The sequence below is a fragment of the Methylococcus capsulatus genome, from assembly GCF_036864975.1.
Lineage (GTDB): Bacteria > Pseudomonadota > Gammaproteobacteria > Methylococcales > Methylococcaceae > Methylococcus.
In genome coordinates, this window is the sequence record NZ_CP104311.1 from 1,362,093 (window position 1) to 1,382,381 (window position 20,289).

14 protein-coding genes are annotated in these 20,289 nt (G+C 64.3%); 10 read left to right on the plus strand and 4 right to left on the minus strand.

The genetic code is table 11. The features are described 5' to 3' along the window. The first annotated feature begins 2 nt into the window (after positions 1-2). The 6 genes from N4J17_RS06725 to pmbA all read left to right on the plus strand — a co-directional run bounded on the left by N4J17_RS06725 (position 3) and on the right by pmbA (position 9,701). Entirely contained in the window at positions 3-611 is a 609-nt protein-coding gene (locus tag N4J17_RS06725; protein WP_198323144.1) for a Maf family protein, read from the plus strand. Beyond that, positions 608-2,062: a ribonuclease G gene (rng, locus tag N4J17_RS06730; protein ID WP_198323143.1), complete on the plus strand. Its 1,455-nt coding sequence runs from the start codon at positions 608-610 to the stop codon at positions 2,060-2,062. The genes N4J17_RS06725 and rng overlap by 4 nt, the downstream gene beginning before the upstream one ends. A gap of 49 nt (positions 2,063-2,111) precedes the next feature. Next, positions 2,112-5,963 (plus strand): YhdP family protein, encoded by a 3,852-nt coding sequence (locus N4J17_RS06735; RefSeq protein WP_338457670.1) that lies wholly within the window; start codon positions 2,112-2,114, stop codon positions 5,961-5,963. Positions 5,964-6,011: 48 nt separating this feature from the next. After that, positions 6,012-6,833 carry a carbon-nitrogen hydrolase family protein gene (locus N4J17_RS06740; protein WP_198323141.1) on the plus strand — a complete coding sequence of 274 codons (822 nt, stop codon included), beginning with the start codon at positions 6,012-6,014 and terminating at the stop codon, positions 6,831-6,833. Positions 6,834-6,928: 95 nt separating this feature from the next. Then, positions 6,929-8,374, plus strand: coding sequence for a metalloprotease TldD (gene tldD, locus N4J17_RS06745; RefSeq protein ID WP_198323140.1), 1,446 nt, complete (start codon positions 6,929-6,931; stop codon positions 8,372-8,374). Beyond that, on the plus strand, positions 8,367-9,701 hold the full coding sequence (pmbA, locus tag N4J17_RS06750; RefSeq protein WP_198323139.1) for a metalloprotease PmbA: 1,335 nt from the start codon (positions 8,367-8,369) through the stop codon (positions 9,699-9,701). Before tldD ends, pmbA begins: the two co-directional genes overlap by 8 nt. Positions 9,702-9,880: 179 nt before the next feature. Here the strand turns inward: pmbA and N4J17_RS06755 are convergent, their stop codons facing one another. The 4 genes from N4J17_RS06755 to uvrA all read right to left on the minus strand — a co-directional run bounded on the left by N4J17_RS06755 (position 9,881) and on the right by uvrA (position 14,061). Next, positions 9,881-10,255 (minus strand): hypothetical protein, encoded by a 375-nt coding sequence (locus N4J17_RS06755; protein WP_198324281.1) that lies wholly within the window; start codon positions 10,253-10,255, stop codon positions 9,881-9,883. A gap of 86 nt (positions 10,256-10,341) precedes the next feature. After that, positions 10,342-10,563: a (2Fe-2S)-binding protein gene (locus tag N4J17_RS06760; protein ID WP_338457671.1), complete on the minus strand. Its 222-nt coding sequence runs from the start codon at positions 10,561-10,563 to the stop codon at positions 10,342-10,344. 48 nt (positions 10,564-10,611) lie between these two features. Continuing rightward, the gene (locus N4J17_RS06765; protein WP_198324280.1) at positions 10,612-11,142 is read right to left on the minus strand and encodes an REP-associated tyrosine transposase; all 531 of its coding nucleotides are present in this window, start codon (positions 11,140-11,142) and stop codon (positions 10,612-10,614) included. Between the two features lie 90 nt (positions 11,143-11,232). Further along, the gene (gene uvrA / locus N4J17_RS06770; protein ID WP_198324279.1) at positions 11,233-14,061 is read right to left on the minus strand and encodes an excinuclease ABC subunit UvrA; all 2,829 of its coding nucleotides are present in this window, start codon (positions 14,059-14,061) and stop codon (positions 11,233-11,235) included. Between the two features lie 154 nt (positions 14,062-14,215). Between uvrA and N4J17_RS06775 the strand changes: the two genes are divergently transcribed. The 4 genes from N4J17_RS06775 (at position 14,216) to ssb (ending at position 19,912) form a co-directional block, all read left to right on the plus strand. Continuing rightward, positions 14,216-16,933: a cation-transporting P-type ATPase gene (locus N4J17_RS06775; RefSeq protein WP_198324278.1), complete on the plus strand. Its 2,718-nt coding sequence runs from the start codon at positions 14,216-14,218 to the stop codon at positions 16,931-16,933. Then, positions 16,930-17,874, plus strand: coding sequence for a bestrophin family protein (locus N4J17_RS06780; RefSeq protein ID WP_198324277.1), 945 nt, complete (start codon positions 16,930-16,932; stop codon positions 17,872-17,874). The genes N4J17_RS06775 and N4J17_RS06780 overlap by 4 nt, the downstream gene beginning before the upstream one ends. A 117-nt stretch (positions 17,875-17,991) precedes the next feature. Continuing rightward, positions 17,992-19,356, plus strand: a complete 1,365-nt coding sequence (locus N4J17_RS06785) for an MFS transporter (RefSeq protein WP_198324283.1) — start codon at positions 17,992-17,994, stop codon at positions 19,354-19,356. A gap of 34 nt (positions 19,357-19,390) precedes the next feature. Next, the gene (gene ssb / locus N4J17_RS06790) at positions 19,391-19,912 is read left to right on the plus strand and encodes a single-stranded DNA-binding protein (protein ID WP_198324276.1); all 522 of its coding nucleotides are present in this window, start codon (positions 19,391-19,393) and stop codon (positions 19,910-19,912) included. Positions 19,913-20,289 lie beyond the last annotated feature (377 nt).

Genomic DNA, 20,289 nt, shown 5'->3' on the forward strand with positions numbered 1-20,289 from the left:
CCATGCAGCCCAAAGACCTCAAGCTGATCCTCGCCTCGACCTCGCCCAGGCGCCGTGAGCTGCTGGGCCGCTTCGGCCTGCCGTTCGAGGTGCTCGGAGTCGAGGTGGAAGAGGTGCCCCGGCGCGGGGAAGCCGCCGAGGATTATGTGCGCCGGGTGGCATCCGACAAGTCCGCGCAGGGACAGAGCATGGCGCCGTCCGACGCGGCAGTGTTGGCGGCCGACACTGAGGTCGTGCTCGACGGGCAAATCTTCGGCAAGCCGCAGGGACCGGAACATGCACGGGAGATGCTGGGCCGGCTGTCGGGACGGACCCACGAAGTGCTCAGTGCGGTGTCTCTGCGCCGCGGCAACTGCCACTGGCAGGCGTTGAGCGTCAGCCGGGTACGGTTCCGCGACATCGGCCTGGAGGAAATCGACGCCTACTGGGCCAGCGGTGAGCCGGCGGATAAGGCGGGCGCCTATGCCATCCAGGGCCGCGGAGAGCTGTTCGTGGCCGAACTTCAGGGCAGCTTTTCCGGCGTCATGGGCCTGCCGCTGCTGGAAACGGCCCGTCTGCTACAGCAGCTGGGACTGGGGACCGCGCACCTCCTGGCCGGAGCCGCGCCATGAGCGACGAGATACTCATCAACGTTACGCCGCCGGAAACCCGTGTCGCCATTATCGAAAACGGGGTCGTTCAGGAGGTCTTGATCGAGCGGACCCGCCGCCGCGGTCTGGTCGGCAACATTTACAAGGGCAAGATCTGCCGGGTGCTGCCCGGCATGCAGGCGGTGTTCGTCGACATCGGCCTCGAACGGGCGGCCTTCCTGCACATCTCCGACCTGAGCGCGGCGGAACGTGAAAAGGCCGGCACCGACAAGATCGAAGCCATCTTCAAGGAAGGCCAGGAGATCGCCGTGCAGGTCGTCAAGGACCCCATCGGCACCAAGGGCGCCCGTTTGAGCACCGAGATTTCGGTGCCGTCGGTTTATGAAGTCTACATGCCGTTTGCCAAGACTTCCGGTGTATCGCAGCGGATCGAATGCGAAGCGGAAAGGGCGCGCTTGCGCGCCTGTGTGGAGGCTTTCCAGCGGGAGCACGGCACCGGCGGCTTCATCGCCCGGACTTCGGCGGAGGGCGTGGACGAGTCCCTGCTGCGGGCGGACATGCTGTTCCTGCTCAAGCTCTGGAACTCCATCGCCCAGCGGATCAAGACCGCGAAGGTCAGGATGCTGCTGCACGAGGATCTGCCCCTGAGCATGCGCGTGCTGCGCGATCTGCGCCGCACGCGGGTGGACAAGATCCGGGTGGATTCACGGGAAACCCACGCGCGGCTTACCAAGTTCGCGAAGGAGTTCGTGCCGGAGATCGCTCCGATGATCGAGCATTATGCCGGCGAGCGGCCGCTGTTCGACCTCTACGGCGTGGAAGAAGAAATTCAGAAGGCGCTGGAGCGGCGGGTGACGCTCAAGTCCGGCGGCTATCTGATCTTCGACCAGACCGAGGCGATGACCACGGTCGATGTCAACACCGGCGCCTTCGTCGGAGGGCGCAACCTCGAGGAAACCATCTTCAAGACCAATCTCGAGGCGGCCCAGGCCATTGCCCGTCAGCTCCGGCTGAGGAATCTGGGTGGCATCATCATCATCGACTTCATCGACATGCGGGACGAGGATCACAAGGCTCAGGTCCTGCAGGCACTGAGCCGGCATCTCGAGCGCGACCCGGCCAAGAACACCATCAGCGAGGTGTCGCCCCTGGGCCTGGTGGAGATGACCCGCAAACGCACCCGCGAGAGTCTGGAGCAGGTGCTGTGCGAGCCTTGCCCTGCCTGCGGCGGGCGCGGGGTGCTGAAAACCGCGGAAACGACCTGTCTGGACATCTTCCGTGAAATCATCCGCGAGGTGCGCCAATACCAGGTCCAGGAGCTGTTGGTACTGGCGTCCAACGAAGTGGTGGAGCGGCTGTTGGACGAGGAGGCGGACACCTTGTCTGAACTCGAATCTTTCATCGGCGTCCCGATCAAGTTCCGCGCCGAGGCCCAGTACAACCAGGAACAGTACGATGTCGTGATCCTCTAGGTGAGCGCTTCCCGCCGTGCCGGCGTTGTTTTGCGGGCAGCCGGCCGGCATGGGAGAATCCACCGATGATCCCTGTCGATATTTCCTTGCGGCCACCGGTCTTTTGAAAAGAATTTTACGCGTTTCCGCCCGCGCCGTCCGTTACGGAGCACTTGCCGCACTGCTCGGGCTCGCCGCCGGCTCAGCACTGTTCCGGTTGTGGTTGGTCCCCGGCATCGACGCGTTCAAGGGGCAGTTGGAGCAGCGGATAGGGCGGCTCGGCGGCGAAAACATCAGGATCGGCCAAATTTCGGCCGCGCTGTGGACCGGAACGCTGGAACTGGTGTTGCGGGATGTTTCGGTCCTCGACGACATGGGTGCCGAAGCCCTGCGTTTCGCCGAGATACGGTTCGGCATAGCGGCCATGGCCTCGCTGATGGCGCGCGACCTGCGCGTGGCCTGGCTGGAGCTGCGAGGGACCCCGCTGTCCCTGCGCCGTCTCGCCGACGGCAGCCTCGGCATCGTCGGTCTGCATGCGATCGAGACGATTCCGGACTGGCTGCGGACGCTGGGTTCTTTCCGGATCAGGGACTGCCGGATCGACTGGCAGGACCTGCAGCGGGGCGGCGCCAGGCTGGAACTGGGCGAGGTCGATCTGCTGTTGATCACCCGGGGTGACCGTCACCGGCTGAGCATGAAGCTGAAGCCGCCGGCGGCGCTGGCGGACACCGTGCGGGTCGGTTTCGACCTGCGCGGCGACTTGTTCGAATCCATTACACTGTCGGGCCGTCTCTATGCCGATGCCAAGGATCTGGCGCTCACCGCCTTGAACGATGAACTGCCGCCGGGTCTGCGGCTGGGGTCTGGACTGGCGGACGTGCGGGCTTGGGCAGAGCTTGCGGCGGGCCGCATCGAGTCGCTGGCGGCGCGCGTCGGCGGTCGCGACGTTCATATCGAGCGATTGGCGGGCGGGTACGGCAACGCGCCGGGCTTGGCACTGGCCGCCATTGCCGGCGATGTGTTCTGGCACCGTGAGGCGGGCGGCTGGCGGATGAACGCCCAAGGGTTGAAAGTGGTGTCCGCGGGGCATGAATGGCCATTGTCCCGACTGGCCCTGGCGGTGACCCGCGGCTCGGATGCCCGCATCGCATCGGCTTTTGCCATCGCCGACACCGTCGCCCTGGACGACCTCCAGCCGCTGTGGCCTATGCTCGGCTTGCCCGGTCCCGCGCCGGGGGGGAGGGTCGAAGCCCTCCGGTTCGGCTATGAAAGCGCAGGGAGCCCACGGTTCGGGTTCTGCGCGCGCTTTGGCGGGGTTGCGCTTCCGGCCCGCGACGGTCTGCCTGGTGCCGCCGGTCTCGACGGCCGCATCTGCGGCAGCGACGAGCGGGGATTGGCGGTGATACGCATGCAGAATGGTGTGCTGGATCTGGCCAGTATGCTGGCCGAGCCGATCCGGGTGCAGCGGGGCGGTATGGCCGTGGCGTGGCAGCGGACCGGTGAAGGCTGGGCCGTGCGCGCCGACCGGGCAAGGCTGGAAACCGGCGACTGGTCCCTGTCCGCCGCGTTCGGCCTGAGCCGGAAGGCGGGGCAGGGGCTCCGGGTCGATCTGCGGGCAGAAACCGGGGCGGCGGATATCCCCCGCCTCAAGCGTTATTTCCCGGCCAAGGCGTTTCCGCTGCTGGGCCGCTGGCTGGGCCAGAGTCTGGAGCACGGTCGGCTGGATGGCGCCCGCCTCCGCTTCGAAGGACCGCTGGCGGCGTTTCCGTTTCGCAATGGCGAGGGGATGTTTCAAGCCGAGGTCGGGTTTTCCGGTGTGCGCCTGCGCTACGATCCGGCGTGGCCTGCCTTGGAGGATGCCGCAGGGACGGTTCGTTTCTCCGGGTCAGGAATGGAGATCGCGGCGGCCGGTGGCCGTTTGGCCGGTGGCGAGATACGTGGCGCCAGAGCCAAGGTTGCTGACTTGGCGAAGGACGCGGTCATCGGCATCGAGGGTCGGGTATCGGCTACCGTGGCGCAGTGCCTCGAGTTTTTCCGGACTACCCCGCTTCGTCCGGTGGCCGATAAAGTGGATGCGGTGATGACGGTCGAGGGGGACGTGCTGCTCGATCTGGCCATGAAAGTGCCGATGGAAAGCAAGGCGCCGCCGTTCAAGCTGGACGGCACCGCGCGGCTGAGCCGGACCCGTGTCGAGCTCACCGGCCTCGCCGAGCCGGTCGAGAAGATCGACGGCGAACTGGGATTCACCGAGGATGGGCTGGTGTCCGGCCGGCTCCAGGGACAATGGTTGCACAAGGCTGTAGCCGGCCGGGCCCGGCGCAGCGGCGATGGTCTGGACGTGGATGTGAGCGGACAGTTCCCGGTGGCGACATTCAGGGACAGGTTTCCGAACCCCCTCTGGCGCCATCTGGCGGGGGCCATTCCCCTGACCGTGAGCGTCAGGCTGCCCGTTGCCAAGGAGCCGGACGATGGTGTGCCGCTGAGTCTGAGTTCGGATCTCGTCGGCACGAAGGTGATCTTGCCGGCACCTTTGGGCAAGGCGCAGGGCGAACGACGGATGTTCCGCCTCGATACTCGTCTTGGGGAGGCCGCCACGCGGATCGACCTGAGCTATGGCGCCGACGTCGCGGCGCGGCTCGATCTGGGGGGGGGAGACTACCGCTTGAAGGGTGTGCAGCTCGCGGTCGGAACGGGGTTGCCGAAGAGTGCCGACGGCCCCGGCTTACGTGTCGTGGTCCGGTCGCCGAGCCTGGATCTGGCGCCTTGGGCCGACGTCTTCGTCGCCGGCGACCCTGGGCGCGAGGGTATCGGGATGGACGTCAAGGCGCTGGACGTGCAGGTCGGACAATTGCTGTGGGATGGCAAGGCGAAAGGATCGGTGGTCGTGCAGGCGGTCGGGCGTGCGGGTGGCCTCCGGGGCATGATCGACTCGGCTTACGTCAAGGGCGGATTCGACGCCGACATCGTCGCCGGGCGGTTGTCCAACATCAAGGCCGACCTCGATTTCGTCAAGCTGTCCCGGCTCGACGAAAAAGCGGTCGCTTCGACCGACTCCTGGCTGGACACTCTCCATCCAGGCAACTTTCCGTCCTTGAGGCTGGTCGGCCGCCACGTGCTCTGGCATGGTTTCGACGTAGGGCGGCTGCAGGCCGAGGTGGACAGCCAGGCGCGCGGCATCGTGCTGCGTTCGGCCAGTCTGCGTTCCGACAATCATGAACTCGTCGTCGAGCGGGGTGAATGGACGCGCCAGGGCGGTACCGATCGGACCCATATCGCCGGCAAGCTCAAAGTGAAGGATTCGGGCATGTTGGCGGCGGAGCTCGGCTACCCGGAGTTCGTGCGGGATACACCGGCGGATGTGGACTACACCCTGACCTGGGCAGAGACGCCGTTCGGGGTATCCTCCGCCAATCTCGCGGGCACGGTCGACATGAAACTGGGCAAGGGGGCCCTGCTGAAGGTGGACGTGGGGATAGGCCGGTTTCTCGGACTGTTCAACGTCGATGCCTTGTGGCGGCGTCTCAGCCTGGATTTCTCTGACCTGTTCGGCGCCGGCATGGCTTACGACGGCATCGCCGGCAAACTGGACATCGCCCATGGAAGGGCGGAGACCAAAGGGTTCGTGATCGACGGCGTAGCGGCCAAGATCGTGATCGATGGCGGCGTGAAGCTGGCGACCCGGGAGGTCGACCAGGTCGTGACGGTGATTCCCAACACCAATATCGCCCTGCCCGTTGCCGGCGTTCTCATGGGCGGCCCCCTCGGACCGGCGGTGGGCGCGGCGGTTGGGGCCGGCGTGTTCGTCGCCGACAAGATGATGAATGGACAAGTGGAGCGTCTGACCCAGACACGCTATCTGGTCCGAGGCAGCCTGGACAATCCGGTCATCACCAAGGCCTCGGGCGACACGTCGCGGGAGTGACGGCGGGACGGCCAAGAATCGATTGAATTACGGGTAGAGAGATAAGGAATGAAAAAAATGATTTGTGCAGCGGTTCAAATGGCTTCCGGACCGCAAGTCGGGTCGAATCTGCTGGAGGCTGCCCGGCTCGTCAAGCAGGCCGCCGAGGCCGGCGCCAAGCTGGTGGTGCTGCCGGAAAATTTCGCCATCATGGGCATGACCGAAACCGACAAGCTCGGTGTGGCGGAAACCGAGGGCGGCGGCCCGATCCAGGAGTTTCTCGCCGGCGCGGCCGAGCGCCACAAGGTCTGGCTGGTTGGCGGGACCATCCCGATGTGCGCCGGGGACGGCCGGGTGCGGGCATCGTGCCTGGTCTACGACGACCAAGGGCGACGGGTCGGCCGCTACGACAAGATCCATCTGTTCGACGTTTTGGTGCCGGGGACCGAGGAGACCTACCGCGAATCCCAGACCATCGAACCCGGCACCGAGCCGCTGGTGCTGGATTCGCCATTCGGCGCGCTGGGAATAGCCGTCTGCTACGACCTCCGGTTCCCTGAACTGTTCCGCCGCATGGCGGCGCAAGGGCTGGATCTCCTCGCCGTGCCGGCGGCTTTTACCGCCCGCACCGGCGCGGCGCACTGGGAAATCCTGGTGCGGGCGCGCGCCGTCGAGAATCTTTGCTACACCGTGGCGTCCAACCAGGGCGGTTTCCATTTGAACGGGCGCGAGACCTTCGGCCATAGCATGGTGGTCGATCCTTGGGGCAAGGTGCTGGCGTCGCTGCCCACCGGCGCCGGCATCGTCTGCGCCGAGATCGACCGGGAGTGTCTGGCGCAGGTGCGCGCATCCTTTCCTGTGCTCGAACACCGGCGTCTGCATTGCGCATGATCGCTCCCCTCACCCCGGCCCTCTTCCGCTTGCGAGAGAGGGGGACGAAGAAAGGCTTCGCGTTATGGGCACGTTAAGCAAGGGCTTGAATCATCATGACAACTGAAATCGTGGCGATCGCCGAACGGGCGATCCTGGAACCCTGCGGGCTGACCCCGCAGGACATCGAAAAGGTCGTGGCCCGGCTGGCGGGCAGCGAGATCGACGATGCCGACGTCTACCTCCAGTCCAGCCATTTCGAGTCCTGGTCGCTGGAGGACGGCATCGTCAAGGAAGGCTCCTACGGCATCGAGCAAGGGGCTGGGCTGCGCGCTGTTTCCTGCGAGAAGACCGGTTTTGCCTACAGCGACGAGCTGGCGTTGTCGGTATTGCTGGAGGCGGCGGGCAACGCCCGCAGCATCGCCCGTGGCGGGCAGGCCGGCCGTATTGCCGTCCCCGGCGTCCAGTCCGTGCCGCGGCTGTACGCCCCGGTCGATCCGCTGGCATCGCTGCCGGCGGAAGCGAAGATCGATCTGCTGCGCCGCCTCGACGCCGAGGCCCGCCGCGCCGATCCCCGCGTCGAACAGGTGTTCGTCAGCCTCTCCGGAGGCTATTCCGCGGTGCTGATTTTCGGGTTGGACGGCGCGATGCACGGCGACGTGCGGCCTTTGGTGCGGCTCAACGTCAGCGTCATCGTCGAGGCCGGCGGCCGGCGCGAACAGGGCAGTGCCGGCGGCGGCGGACGTACCGACTACGGTTTTTTCTTCGAACAGGAACGGGCGCTGGGTTATGCCCGCGAAGCGGTGCGCCAGGCGCTGGTGAACCTGGAGGCCGGCGACGCTCCGGCCGGTACCATGACGGTGGTGCTCGGCCCCGGCTGGCCTGGCATCCTGCTGCACGAGGCCATCGGCCACGGTCTGGAAGGCGATTTCAACCGCAAAGGCACGTCCGCCTTCAGCGGCCGGGTCGGCGAGCGGGTCGCCTCGCCTCTATGCACCGTGGTGGATGACGGCACCCTCCCCAACCGCCGCGGTTCCTTGAGCATCGATGACGAAGGAACGCCCACCCGCCGGACCGTGCTGATCGAAAGCGGCATCCTCAAGGGCTATATGCAGGACAAACTCAACGCCCGCTTGATGGGCGTGGCGCCCACCGGTAACGGCCGCCGCGAGTCCTACCAGTGCCTGCCCATGCCGCGCATGACCAACACCTACATGCTGCCGGGTGAGCATTCGCCGGAGGAGATCATCGCTTCCGTGGCGAAAGGTCTGTACGCACGCAATTTCGGAGGCGGCCAGGTCGACATCACGTCCGGAAAGTTCGTGTTCTCCGCCAGCGAGGCCTATCTGATCGAGGACGGCCACATCACCCGGCCCGTGCGGGGCGCCACCCTGATCGGCAACGGACCGGATGTGCTGACGCGGGTCAGCATGGTCGGCAACGACCTGGAACTCGACCCCGGAGTGGGCACTTGCGGCAAGGACGGGCAGAGTGTGCCTGTGGGCGTCGGCCAGCCGACCCTGAAAATCGACGGATTGACCGTAGGAGGCACCCGTGTCTGATACCAGAACCGAAATCGAACGGCTCGAATCGATGACCCGCTTCTGCCTGGATGAAGCCGCCAGGCGGGGCGTGAGTGCCGCCGAAGTCGCCTGCAGCGTCGACCAGGGCCTGTCGCTCACGGTCCGGCTGGGCGCGGTGGAAACCATCGAGCACCACCGCAGCCAGGGCGTCGGGATCACGGTTTATTACGGACAACGCAAGGGCTCGGCCAGTACCACGGATCTCAGCGAACGGGCGCTGGTGGACACCGTAGGCGCGGCCTGCCGGATCGCACGCTATGGTGCCGAGGACCCCTGCGCCGGCCTGCCCGACGCGGAGCTCCTGGCCAAGGACATCCCGGATCTGGACCTCTACCATCCCTGGAGACTGGACGCGGAGCAGGGCATCGAACTGGCCCTGGCCTGTGAAAATGCAGCGCGTGGTTATTCCGACGCGATCACCAACTCGGAAGGCGCCAGTCTCAACGCCTTCGAAGGCGTACGGGTACTGGGCAACAGCCTTGGCTTCCTGCACGGCTATGCCAGCAGTCGTCATGGTTTGTCCTGTTCGGTGATCGGCGAGCGCGAGGGCAGCATGCAGCGGGACGACTGGTGGACCGTGGCGCGCGACCCGGCCGAACTGGAATCCGCCGAGGCGGTGGGACGCAAGGCTGCCGAGCGCACCGTGCGCAGGCTGGGCGCGCGGGGCCTGTCGACCCGGCAATGCCCCGTGCTGTTTGCCGCTGACGTGGCTTCCAGCCTGATCGGCCATCTGATCGCAGCGGTCCGTGGCGGCAATCTCTACCGCAAGTCCTCGTTCCTGCTGGACGCCTTGGGCCAGCGCATCTTCCCCGAGTTCGTCCACATCCACGAACAGCCGCACCTTCTCCGCGGCTTGGGCAGTGCCCCCTACGATGCCGAGGGCGTGGCGACGCGGGCGCGCGACCTGGTCCGGAACGGCGTGCTCGAATCCTATGTGCTGAGCACCTACTCGGCCCGCAAGCTGGGCATGCAGACGACCGGCAACGCCGGCGGCGTGCACAATCTGATCGTCGACTCGGGCAGTGAAGCCTTCGAGGACCTGATCCGGCGCATGGGCACCGGGCTGATCGTCACCGAATTGCTGGGGCAGGGCGTCAACATCGTCACCGGCGACTACTCGCGTGGCGCCGCGGGTTACTGGGTGGAGAACGGTGAAATCCGGTTTCCAGTGGAGGAAATCACCATCGCCGGCAATCTCAGGGACATGTTCGGTCACGTCGTCGCCATCGGCAATGACGTCGACCTCCGCGGCAATATTCGCACCGGATCGATTCTGATCGAGACCATGACGGTGGCGGGTGATTGACGGGCCGCAAGTCTGGTTTACGAGTCTAACGCCGCATGACCGCCCTGCGCATTCCCGTGACGGCGTCAGGAGTGAACGGTCTCCGGCTCGGGTCATGCCATGGAGGTAAGTTCTTCCGACTCCCGCCGGGAGGGGGGGCTCCCTTTCCGGCGGGGGAAGGGCGGGGATGAGGATGGGATTCAGCCTTTCGCCGCCAGCAGCTCCGCAGCAAGCTTGAGCTGCGCCGAATACTGCGGCAGCTCAGGAATTTTCCAGGCCTTTCCCGCGACACGGGCCAGCAGATTGTTCAGCCAGAGGCGGTTGGACCGGCCCTGCTGGATGACGAATTGATGGGATGTCCCGTCGGCGATGATATAAAAGTTTTCAAGCCAGACTTCGATCGTTTCCGATTCACCGGCAAGGTTTACTGCGATGTAAGCTTTTCGTGTATCGATGTCAAAGGCAAAATAAGTCAGCTCCGCAATGCCCTTGAGAATAATGTTAGCGATCCACAAAATCAGGAATTTCGGGGTCAACTTGATAGCGAATTTAACGAGGCTGGCTTTGTAGCTCATTTTCTAATTTACGGAGAATGGCGGGAGGGAGGATTGTAGCCATCCGCTGTTTGGGCCGGCAAGAGGGAAGCAGGGCGGTTCAGGCATCAGTTGGGGCTTGGGGAAACGGTTAAAAGGTATTCGGCCAGCAGCGCCATGATATCGGCATCGCAAGCCCCGCAACCAGAGCACGCGCCCGTCGCCCTCGATATCCCATCGATATCGGTTAAGCCCTTATCGAACTGCCGCCTGATTTGCCAGGCCGTCGTGCCGCTGCAGCGGCAAATCACATCGTGTCTCTCGTCCAGAATTGCGTCACCCATCGCCATGCGCCAACTTCAGGTAGGTCCGATTAGCGCAGCGTAATCGGACGAAAGTCATTCACCGCCACCCACCGAAACACCTATATCACCGCACCAATCCGCCGGATAAATCCCTTTCGCAACGTACCGGTGAAAGGTGGAATAAGGCCAATCCTGTACACGCATGACGTGGCCATGTTTCAACGGATTCACATGCACATAATCCACATGCCGCTGATAATCGGCATCGTCTCGGATCAAATGCTCCCAATAATGACGTTGCCAGATTCCTCGCTCCCCGGCGGCCTTGCGGATATCCGACCGGCGTTCGGTTTTGGGCAATGCACGCGAGAATCCGTTCTTGATCAATCGCCACCGCAGGCTGAAATCGCTATCGCCGGGCGGCAAGGTCCACACGCAATGCAAGTGATCCGGTAATACCACCCAGGCATCGATTCGAAACGGGTGATGCGAGCACACCCGCTTCACCGTTTCGCGTAACAAGCCGATCTCGCGGACCAGCAGATCGTTGCCGTAGCGTTGCAGCAGATTGGCCGTAAAGAACCAAGTACCGCCGGGCACGAACGCGCGTCGATAATTGGGCATGCCCGTTTTCCGTTCTTGACGTAAGCATTATCGCCGGATGTCAGCCATTCGTCCGATTATGCTGCGCTAATCGGACCTACGCTGGCTAACTCACCGCCCCCGCTCCAACAACGGCCCCAAAAACCTCCCCGTATGCGAATCTGGATTCGCCGCGACTTGTTCCGGTGTACCTTCGGCCACGAGACGTCCGCCGCCTTCGCCGCCTTCCGGGCCGAGGTCGATGATCCAGTCGGCGGTCTTGATGACGTCCAGGTTGTGCTCGATGACGATGACGGTGTTGCCGCGGTCACGCAGTTCGTGCAGGACGTTGAGGAGCTGCTGGATGTCGTGGAAATGCAGGCCGGTGGTCGGTTCGTCGAGGATGTAGAGCGTTTTGCCGGTGTCGCGCCGGGACAGTTCGCGGGCGAGCTTGACGCGCTGGGCTTCGCCGCCGGAGAGGGTGACGGCGTTCTGGCCGAGGGTGACGTAGGAGAGGCCCACTTCCATCAGCATCTGGAGCTTGCGCGCCACCGCGGGGATGGCCGAGAAGAACGCCGCGGCCTCCTCCACGGTCATCGCCAGCACTTCGTGGATGGTCTTGCCCTTGAAGCGGATTTCCAGGGTTTCGCGGTTGTAGCGCTGGCCTTTGCAGACGTCGCAGTGCACGAACACGTCGGGCAGGAAGTGCATTTCCACCTTGATGACGCCGTCGCCCGCGCAGGCTTCGCACCGTCCGCCCTTGACGTTGAAGCTGAAGCGGCCCGGCGTATAGCCGCGCGAGCGCGCTTCCGGGGTCGCCGCGAACAGCTCTCGGATGGGTGTGAACAATCCGGTATAAGTCGCCGGATTGGAGCGGGGCGTCCGCCCGATCGGACTCTGATCGATGTCCACCACCTTGTCGAAGTGCTCCAGCCCTTCTATCCCGGCGCAGGCTGCGGGTGTCAGCGAGGCGCCGTTGAGTTCGCGGGCGGCGGCGGGGTAGAGGGTGTCGTTGATCAGAGTGGATTTGCCCGATCCCGAGACGCCGGTCACGCAGACCAGCAGCCCGACCGGGATCGACACGTCGAGCGATTTTAGGTTGTTGGCGCTGGCGCCGCGCACCGTCAGCCGGCGTTCGGGGTTGGGCGGATTGCGCCGGGCCGGCACGGCGATGCGGCGCTGACCGGAGAGATACTGCCCGGTGAGCGATGCCGGCGCGGCCATCACCTCTTCCGGCGTGCCCTGGGCGATGATCCGGCCGCCATGCACGCCGGCGCCGGGACCGATGTCGACCACGTGGTCGGCCAGTCGGATCGCGTCCTCGTCGTGTTCGACTACGATCACGGTGTTGCCGATGTCGCGCAGCCGGATCAGCGTGTCCAGCAACCTCTGGTTGTCGCGCTGGTGCAGGCCGATGGAAGGCTCGTCCAGCACGTACATGACACCGACCAGGCCGGCGCCGACCTGACTGGCCAGGCGGATGCGCTGGGCTTCGCCTCCCGAGAGCGTATCGGCGCTGCGGTCCAGGCTGAGGTAGTCCAGACCGACATTGATGAGGAACTGGAGCCGGGCGCGGATCTCTTTGACGATTTTGGCCGCCACCTCGCCGCGCCGTCCGCTCAGTTCGAGTCCGTCGAAAAAGTCCAGCACGCGTCGGACCGGCAGTTGGGCGAGGCCCGGCAAGTTGGTGTCGCCGATGAAGACGTGGCGGGCGGCCCGGTTGAGGCGGGTGCCTTCGCAGGCAGGACAGGGCTTGCTTGACAGGTACTTGGCCAGTTCCTCGCGCACGAGGGTGGAATCGGTCTCGCGGTAGCGCCGTTCCATCACCGGGATCACGCCTTCGAAGGTGTAATGCTGCACCAGCGCGGTTCCCTTCGGCGATAGCACTTTGAACGGAATCACCTCGCTGCCGCTGCCGTGGAGAATCACCTCCCGCACATGCAGGGGCAGGCTGGAAAACGGCTCTTCCGGGTCGAAGCCGTAGTGCTCGGCCAGTGACTGGATCATGCCGTAATAATAGGCATTGCGCCGGTCCCAGCCGCGCACCGCGCCGCCGGCGAGGCTCAGTTCCGGATTGTGGACGATCAGGGCGGGATCGAAGTACTGCTTTATGCCCAGGCCATCGCACTCGGGGCAGGCGCCGCGCGGGTTGTTGAACGAGAAGATCCGCGGTTCGAGCTCGCTCAGCGAATAGCCGCAGTGGGGACATGCGTATTTGTCCGAGTAGATGATTTCCACGGATTCGTCATCCATGGAAGCGGCGATGGCAAGGCCATCGGCCAGTTTGAGCGCAGTCTCGAACGATTCGGCTATCCGCTGCGCCAGGTCGGCACGCACCTTGAAGCGGTCGACGATCACCTCGATGCTGTGCTTCTTGCGCAGGTCGAGCTTGGGTGGCTCGTCCAGTTCGTACACCGCGCCGTCGATCCGCGCCCGGATGAAGCCGCGTCCGCGCAGATCTTCCAGCACCTGTACATGCTCACCTTTGCGCTCGCTCACCACCGGCGCCAGCAGCATCCAGCGCGATCCCTCGGGTTGGGCCAGGATGTGGTCCACCATCTGGCTGATGGTCTGCGCCTCCAGCGATACCCCGTGTTCCGGGCAGCGTGGAATCCCGGCGCGCGCGAACAAGAGGCGCAGATAGTCGTAGATTTCGGTGATGGTGCCGACGGTGGAGCGTGGATTGTGCGAGGTCGATTTCTGCTCGATGGAGATCGCCGGTGACAGCCCTTCGATGTGGTCGACGTCCGGCTTTTCCATCATCGACAGGAACTGGCGAGCATAGGCCGAAAGCGATTCCACATAGCGTCGCTGGCCTTCTGCGTAAATCGTGTCGAAGGCCAGTGAGGACTTGCCCGAGCCCGACAGCCCCGTGATCACGATCAGCTTGTCGCGGGGAAGATCGAGGTCGATGTTCTTGAGGTTGTGGGTTCTGGCGCCCCGGATGCTGATGACGTCCATGCGCTAGCCGCTTGGTTAAACGCCCGAATATAAGGGTTTTGGTGGCGCTTTGGCAAAGCGGCGCAGCGGCGTCCGAAGCCGGCCGGGCCTGCCGGACGGCCGCCTGGCGCTTGGTGTACCATCACGGCTTTCCGCCCCATCCCGGAGGAATGTCATGCACGAACCGAATCCGCACCCTTGGCATCATGTTCCGACCGACTCCGTTCCGGAGCTGCTCGGCGTCGACGCCGGGCGAGGGCTCAGTGAAAGCGAAGCCGAACGGCGGCGTGAGCGCCACGGTCCCAACCGTCTCACGCCCAAGCGGGGCAAAAGCGCCATCGCCCTGTTCCTGTGCCAATTCCACCACCCGCTCGTATACATCCTCCTGGTTTCCGCTGGTGTGACCGGGTTCCTCAAGAGCTGGGTGGATTCCGCCGTCATCTTCGGCGTCGTCTTCATCAATGCGGTGATCGGTTTCATCCAGGAGATCAACGCGCTGCGTTCCATCGATGCGCTGGCGCGGACGCTCAGCCAAAGTGCTGCGGTCCTGCGGGAGGGGGGGCGGCGGGTGGTGCCGGCGGAGGATCTGGTGCCGGGCGACATCGTGTTTCTGCAGTCCGGCGACAAGGTGCCGGCGGACCTGCGTCTGCTGCGTCACAAGGAACTGCAGATCGATGAATCGACCCTGACCGGTGAATCGGTGCCGGTCGAGAAGGGATGCGCCCCTTTGCCGGTCGATACCCTGCTGGCGGACCGCCATAACATGGCCTATTCCTCCACCCTGGTCAGCTTTGGGACCGGCGTCGGAATCGTCGTCGCCACCGGCGATGCCACCGAGATCGGGCGCATCAACCGGATGATCCGGGAAGCCGGCGAACTGGAAACGCCTCTGACCCGCAAGATAGGTCATTTCAGCCGGGTGCTGATGTGGTTCATCGTCGCGCTCGCGGCGCTCACCTTCCTGGCTGGGTATTGGCGCGGGGAAGATGTGGCCGGGACTTTCCTCGCCTCGGTGGCGCTGGCGGTTGCCGCGATTCCGGAAGGACTGCCGGTGGCCGTGACCATCACGCTGGCCATCGGTGTGCGGCGCATGGCCGGCCGCCATGCCATCATCCGTAAGCTGCCGGCAGTGGAGACCCTGGGCGGCACCACCGTCATCTGTTCGGACAAGACGGGAACCTTGACCCAGAACCAGATGACCGTCAAAGCCGTCTATGCCGGCGGAGACCGGTTCACGGTGGGCGGCTCCGGGTACGCCCCGGAGGGCGAATTCCTGCGTGAAGGCAGCGAGATCGATCCCGCCGGATACCCTGTCCTGCTGGAAACCCTCAAAGCCGGCTTGCTGTGCAACGACGCCCGGCTAGTGCGCGAGGACGCCATCTGGCGAATCGAAGGGGATCCCACCGAAGGGGCGCTGCTGGTCTGCGCCTACAAGGCGGGGCTGCATCAGGGTGCGATGGCCGAATCGCACCCGCGGTTGGATGCCATTCCCTTCGAATCGGCGTATCAGTTCATGGCTACCCTTCACCACAACAGGGCCGAAAATACCCGCCATGTATACCTCAAGGGTTCCGTGGAAAGCATTGTGAGCCGTTGCGATTCGGCCTTTGGCAGGGGTATGGCGCCGGAACCGCTCGATCCGGACGCCATCCATCGCGAAGTGGACGCCATGGCGGCCCAAGGGTTGCGCGTCCTGGCGTTCGCCCGGGGCGAACGGTTGTCCGACGACCCCACGGTGGAGCACGGGCACGTGAGCGCCGGCCTGAGCTTCCTTGGCCTTCAAGGTATGATCGATCCGCCCCGACCGGAGGCTGTCCGGGCCGTCGCTTCCTGCCGCGCCGCGGGCATCGGCGTGAAGATGATCACCGGCGACCACCTCGGCACTGCCGTCGCGATCGCCGGGCAGATCGGCCTGAACGGCGAAGGGGCGAACGTAAGCGCCATCGACGGCAGAGCCTTGGCCAAGATTCCGGACGCGGCGCTGCCCGAGGCCGCGGAGCGGACGGCGGTATTCGCCCGCGTCGCGCCCGAGCAGAAGCTGCGCCTCGTCCAAGCCCTGCAGACCCGTGGTCACATCGTAGCAATGACCGGGGACGGGGTGAACGATGCGCCCGCACTACGCCAGGCCAATATCGGCGTAGCCATGGGCATCACCGGCACCGAGGTATCCAAGGAGGCTGCCGCCATGGTCCTGACCGACGACAACTTCGCTTCGATCGCGGCTGCCGTGGAGGAGGGACGGGGTGTCTACGACAACCTGGTGAAATTCATCACCTGGACCCTCCCCACCAACATCGGCCAGGGCCTGGTCATCCTGATCGCGGTGTCCGCGGGCATCGCCCTGCCCATCCTGCCTGGGCAGATCCTCTGGATCAACATGACCACCGCTGTGCTGCTCGGCCTGCCCTTGGCCTTCGAAGCCAAGGAGCCGGATATCATGCGGCGGCCGCCGCGCAACCCCGAGCAGCCTATCCTCACCCGCCGGCTTATGTTCCGCACCCTCTGGGTGGGGCTGCTGCTGTGCGCGGGCTCATTCGGCTTGTTCGAATGGGAGCTGACGCACGAGGAGAGCGTCGACAAGGCACGTACCGCAGCGGTCAACTTCTTTTGCGTCGGTCAAGCGTTCTATCTGCTCAACTGCCGCTCCCTCAGCCATTCGATGCTGAAGCTGGGCATGTTTTCCAATCCTTGGATCTGGGGTGGGATCGGGGCGATGATGTTGGCGCAGACCGGCTTCATCTACGCCCCGGTCATGCACTGGCTGTTTCATTCCGAGCCGATCGGACTGGACGAGTGGCTGCTGACCCTGGCGGGCGGTGTCGTGATCTTCTGGGCGGTCGGTCTGGAGAAACTCACTTACCGGCGCCTTTCCCGAGCGAGGATAGCGTCATGATCGTCCGAAGCGGCACCACCCTGTGGCGGGCTTTGCGCAGCGACTGGCCCGCCTTGCTCTATTTTCTGGCGCTGGCGCTGCTGGCGGAGTTCATCTACGAGTACACCCACATGGAACACACGGCGCTCCCGTTGCTGCCGCTGAGTGTTCTGATCACAGCCATGTCGATCTTCCTCGGATTCCAGGTCAACCAGTGCTACGAGCGCTGGTGGGAGGCGCGACGGCTGTGGGGCCAACTGGTCAACGTGAGCCGATCGTTCGGACGCCAGGTCACGACCTTGCTGACGCCCAGGCGCATTGCGGCGATCACCGACGAAGCGCAGGCGGTGGCCTTGCAGCGGGAGTTGATACACCGGCAGATCGCCTACGCCAACGCATTGCGCATTGGCTTGCGCTCCGGCGGAGTGGGTGAGGAAGGCTGGCGAATCTTGAAGGACTGGCTCGATGACGACGAAATCGAACACCTGCAGCATGCGCGCAATGTGCCGACGCAGTTGATCCAACGCCAGGCTCAAAGGCTCGCCGAAGTCGTCGGCACCGACTGGGCTGAGCAGCAGATCCTGTTGCAGATCGACGACTCCCTCAATCTGTGCTACGACATCCAGGGCGGCTGCGAACGCATCAAACGCACCGCTTTCCCCGATCGTTTCCGGTTCCACACCCATGCTTTCGTGTGGCTGGTCGCCAGTCTGATTCCGTTCAGTCTGATCCAGACCGACCAGCGCTTCGACGCGGTGGCCATCGTCATGGAGACGCTGCTGGCTTTCGTGTTCGTGACCATCGAGCGGCTCGGCTCGGAATTGCGCGATCCATTCGAGAATCATGTCAACGACACGCCCATGTCGGCTCTGTGTCGCACCATCGAGATCGACCTCAGACAGCAGCTCGGTGAATCCGGGGTCCCGGCACCACCCGAGCCGGTGAAAGGCGTCCTGATGTAGCCCTGGTCCGTCGACGGGTACGCCCCAGGGCGCGGCGAAGCTGGTACCATTAAGCGCTTGGAAGCGCCCTTCAAGGAGACGCAACTCGTGCGCCACACCATCGACATCGACAGCCCGATGACCCGCACCGAAATCCGGGCTGCCATTTCGCTCGCGGCAATCTATATGTTCCGCATGCTGGGTTTGTTCATGATCCTGCCGGTGTTCTCGATCTATGCGCGCGATTTGCCCGACGCGACACCGGCCTTGATCGGCCTGGCCATCAGCGCTTACGGCCTGACGCAGGCCGTGTTCCAGATTCCCTTCGGTGTCTGGTCGGACCGCTTCGGCCGCAAGCCGCTCATCGTCATCGGCCTCCTGATGTTCGCTGCCGGCAGCGTCATGGCGGCGGTGGCCGATTCGATCTACGGCATCGTTGCGGGCCGGGCGCTGCAGGGGGCGGGTGCCGTCGCCGGGGTGATCATGGCGCTGGCCGCCGACCTCACCCAGGAGGAGCACCGCACCAAGGCGATGGCGCTGATCGGCATCAGCATCGGGATTTCGTTTGCCTTTTCGATGGTCGCGGGGCCGGTGCTGTCTGGATGGATCGGCGTCAAGGGCATCTTCTGGAGCGTGGCCGGGCTGGCACTGCTGGGCATCGTCGTCCTTTATTCCGCCGTTCCGACACCGCAGCGGGTCCGTTTTCACCGTGACACCGAGGCTCAGCCCGCGCGTTTTTCCAGTGTGTTGACCAATCCCGAACTGGTGCGTTTGGATTTCGGCATCTTCACCTTGCACGCCATTCTGACCGCGACCTTTGTCGTCCTGCCACTGATCCTGCGCGATGAACTGCGTATGGATACGCCGGACCACTGGAAAATCTATCTGCCGGTGTTCGTGCTGTCGATGGTCAGCATGGTGCCATTCGTGATCGTGGCGGAGAAGAAGCGGCAGATGAAGCCGGTTTTCCTGTCCTTCATTCTGCTTACCGCCGCCGTCGACGTGGGTCTTGCGGGTCTCACGCCGACGCTTCTGGGTCTTGGAACGCTGCTTTACCTGTTCTTCACCGGCTTCAACCTGCTGGAAGCCACCCTGCCTTCGATGGTTTCCAAAGTGGCTCCGGCCGACCTCAAGGGCACGGCCATGGGGGTTTATTCCACCACCCAGTTCCTCGGAGCCTTCGTGGGCGGTGCCGGCGCGGGGTGGATTCAGGGACACTATGGCATTCCGGCCGTGTTCCTGTTCTGCGCCGGCATCGCTCTGCTGTGGCTGGCGGTGGCCTTCGGCATGCAGAAGCCGCGGCATCTGAGCAGTCTCATGGTCAATCTCGGCGAAATCAGCGCCGCGGCGGCGGCTGATCTCTCGGCCCGCCTGCGCGGCGTCCCCGGCATTGCCGACGCCGTGGTCGTTCCCGATGAGGGGGTAGCCTATCTCAAAATCGAGCGCGAGCGGCTGGACCGGCGCCGGCTCGAAGCACTGCTCAACGAAACGGCGAGCGCCTAGCCGCCAGCTCAAGGTATACAACGGAGAATCAAGCATGGCCAGTCGAGGCGTCAACAAAGTCATACTCATCGGCAACCTGGGCGCAGACCCGGAAGTGCGCTACATGCCGAGCGGCGGCGCGGTCGCCAATCTGCGCATCGCCACCAGCGAATCCTGGAAAGATCAGCAGACCGGCCAGACTCAGGAGCGTACCGAATGGCATAGCGTGGTGTTGTACCGCCGCTTGGCGGAAATCGCCGGCGAATATCTCAAGAAAGGCAGCAAGGTTTACATCGAGGGCAGCCTTCGGACCCGCAAATGGCAGGACAAGAACACCGGCCAAGACCGCTATACCACCGAAATCATCGGCAATGAAATGCAGATGCTCGACCGTGCCGGTGGAGGGATGGGCGGCGGCGGAACGGGGGCGGGCGAACCCGACTGGGATGCGCCGCCGGCGGGCGGCGGCTCCCGGCCGCGCAGTTCGGGGGGCGGTTATGGCGGAGGCAGTACCGCCGGGAGCGGCGCCGGAAGCAGCCAGTTCGACGAAGGATTCGACGACGACGTGCCGTTTTAAAAGGCCGGTCTCGATCATGACCGGAGGGGTTATTCCACAGGGTCTAACGGTCGGACCACCTTGATTTCGCTGGGAGACACCATCTCGTAAACGATGCCTCGCCAAGTGATACGTCGGGTCATGTCGGCGGCGAGGATGTTGTACGGATAGAGGACGACAGAAGAGTAACGACGAGGGGAATCGGACTATCTGAGCCAGCGTCCGGGCACGTTTCGCACATGCCATTGGCGAAACCGATGGCATCGATTCGATTGGACGTTGGGGGGTGCGGCGAATAGCATTGGAGGTCGGAAGAAGTCCGGTCTTCCGGGAAGGGCATCGGATGTCATCCTGGATCAGGCCGGCTGATGATCGATCTCTCAATATAGAGGATCAAG

Coding starts and splice junctions, on each gene's coding strand:
- N4J17_RS06755 (WP_198324281.1), bottom strand. CDS start 10,255: ATGAGCTACAAAGCCAGCCTCGTTAAATTCGCTATCAAGTTGACCCCG.
- N4J17_RS06775 (WP_198324278.1), top strand. CDS start 14,216: ATGCACGAACCGAATCCGCACCCTTGGCATCATGTTCCGACCGACTCC.
- N4J17_RS06765 (WP_198324280.1), bottom strand. CDS start 11,142: ATGCCCAATTATCGACGCGCGTTCGTGCCCGGCGGTACTTGGTTCTTT.
- N4J17_RS06725 (WP_198323144.1), top strand. CDS start 3: ATGCAGCCCAAAGACCTCAAGCTGATCCTCGCCTCGACCTCGCCCAGG.
- N4J17_RS06740 (WP_198323141.1), top strand. CDS start 6,012: ATGAAAAAAATGATTTGTGCAGCGGTTCAAATGGCTTCCGGACCGCAA.
- uvrA (WP_198324279.1), bottom strand. CDS start 14,061: ATGGACGTCATCAGCATCCGGGGCGCCAGAACCCACAACCTCAAGAAC.
- tldD (WP_198323140.1), top strand. CDS start 6,929: ATGACAACTGAAATCGTGGCGATCGCCGAACGGGCGATCCTGGAACCC.
- N4J17_RS06760 (WP_338457671.1), bottom strand. CDS start 10,563: ATGGCGATGGGTGACGCAATTCTGGACGAGAGACACGATGTGATTTGC.
- N4J17_RS06735 (WP_338457670.1), top strand. CDS start 2,112: ATGGGAGAATCCACCGATGATCCCTGTCGATATTTCCTTGCGGCCACC.
- N4J17_RS06780 (WP_198324277.1), top strand. CDS start 16,930: ATGATCGTCCGAAGCGGCACCACCCTGTGGCGGGCTTTGCGCAGCGAC.
- ssb (WP_198324276.1), top strand. CDS start 19,391: ATGGCCAGTCGAGGCGTCAACAAAGTCATACTCATCGGCAACCTGGGC.
- rng (WP_198323143.1), top strand. CDS start 608: ATGAGCGACGAGATACTCATCAACGTTACGCCGCCGGAAACCCGTGTC.
- N4J17_RS06785 (WP_198324283.1), top strand. CDS start 17,992: ATGACCCGCACCGAAATCCGGGCTGCCATTTCGCTCGCGGCAATCTAT.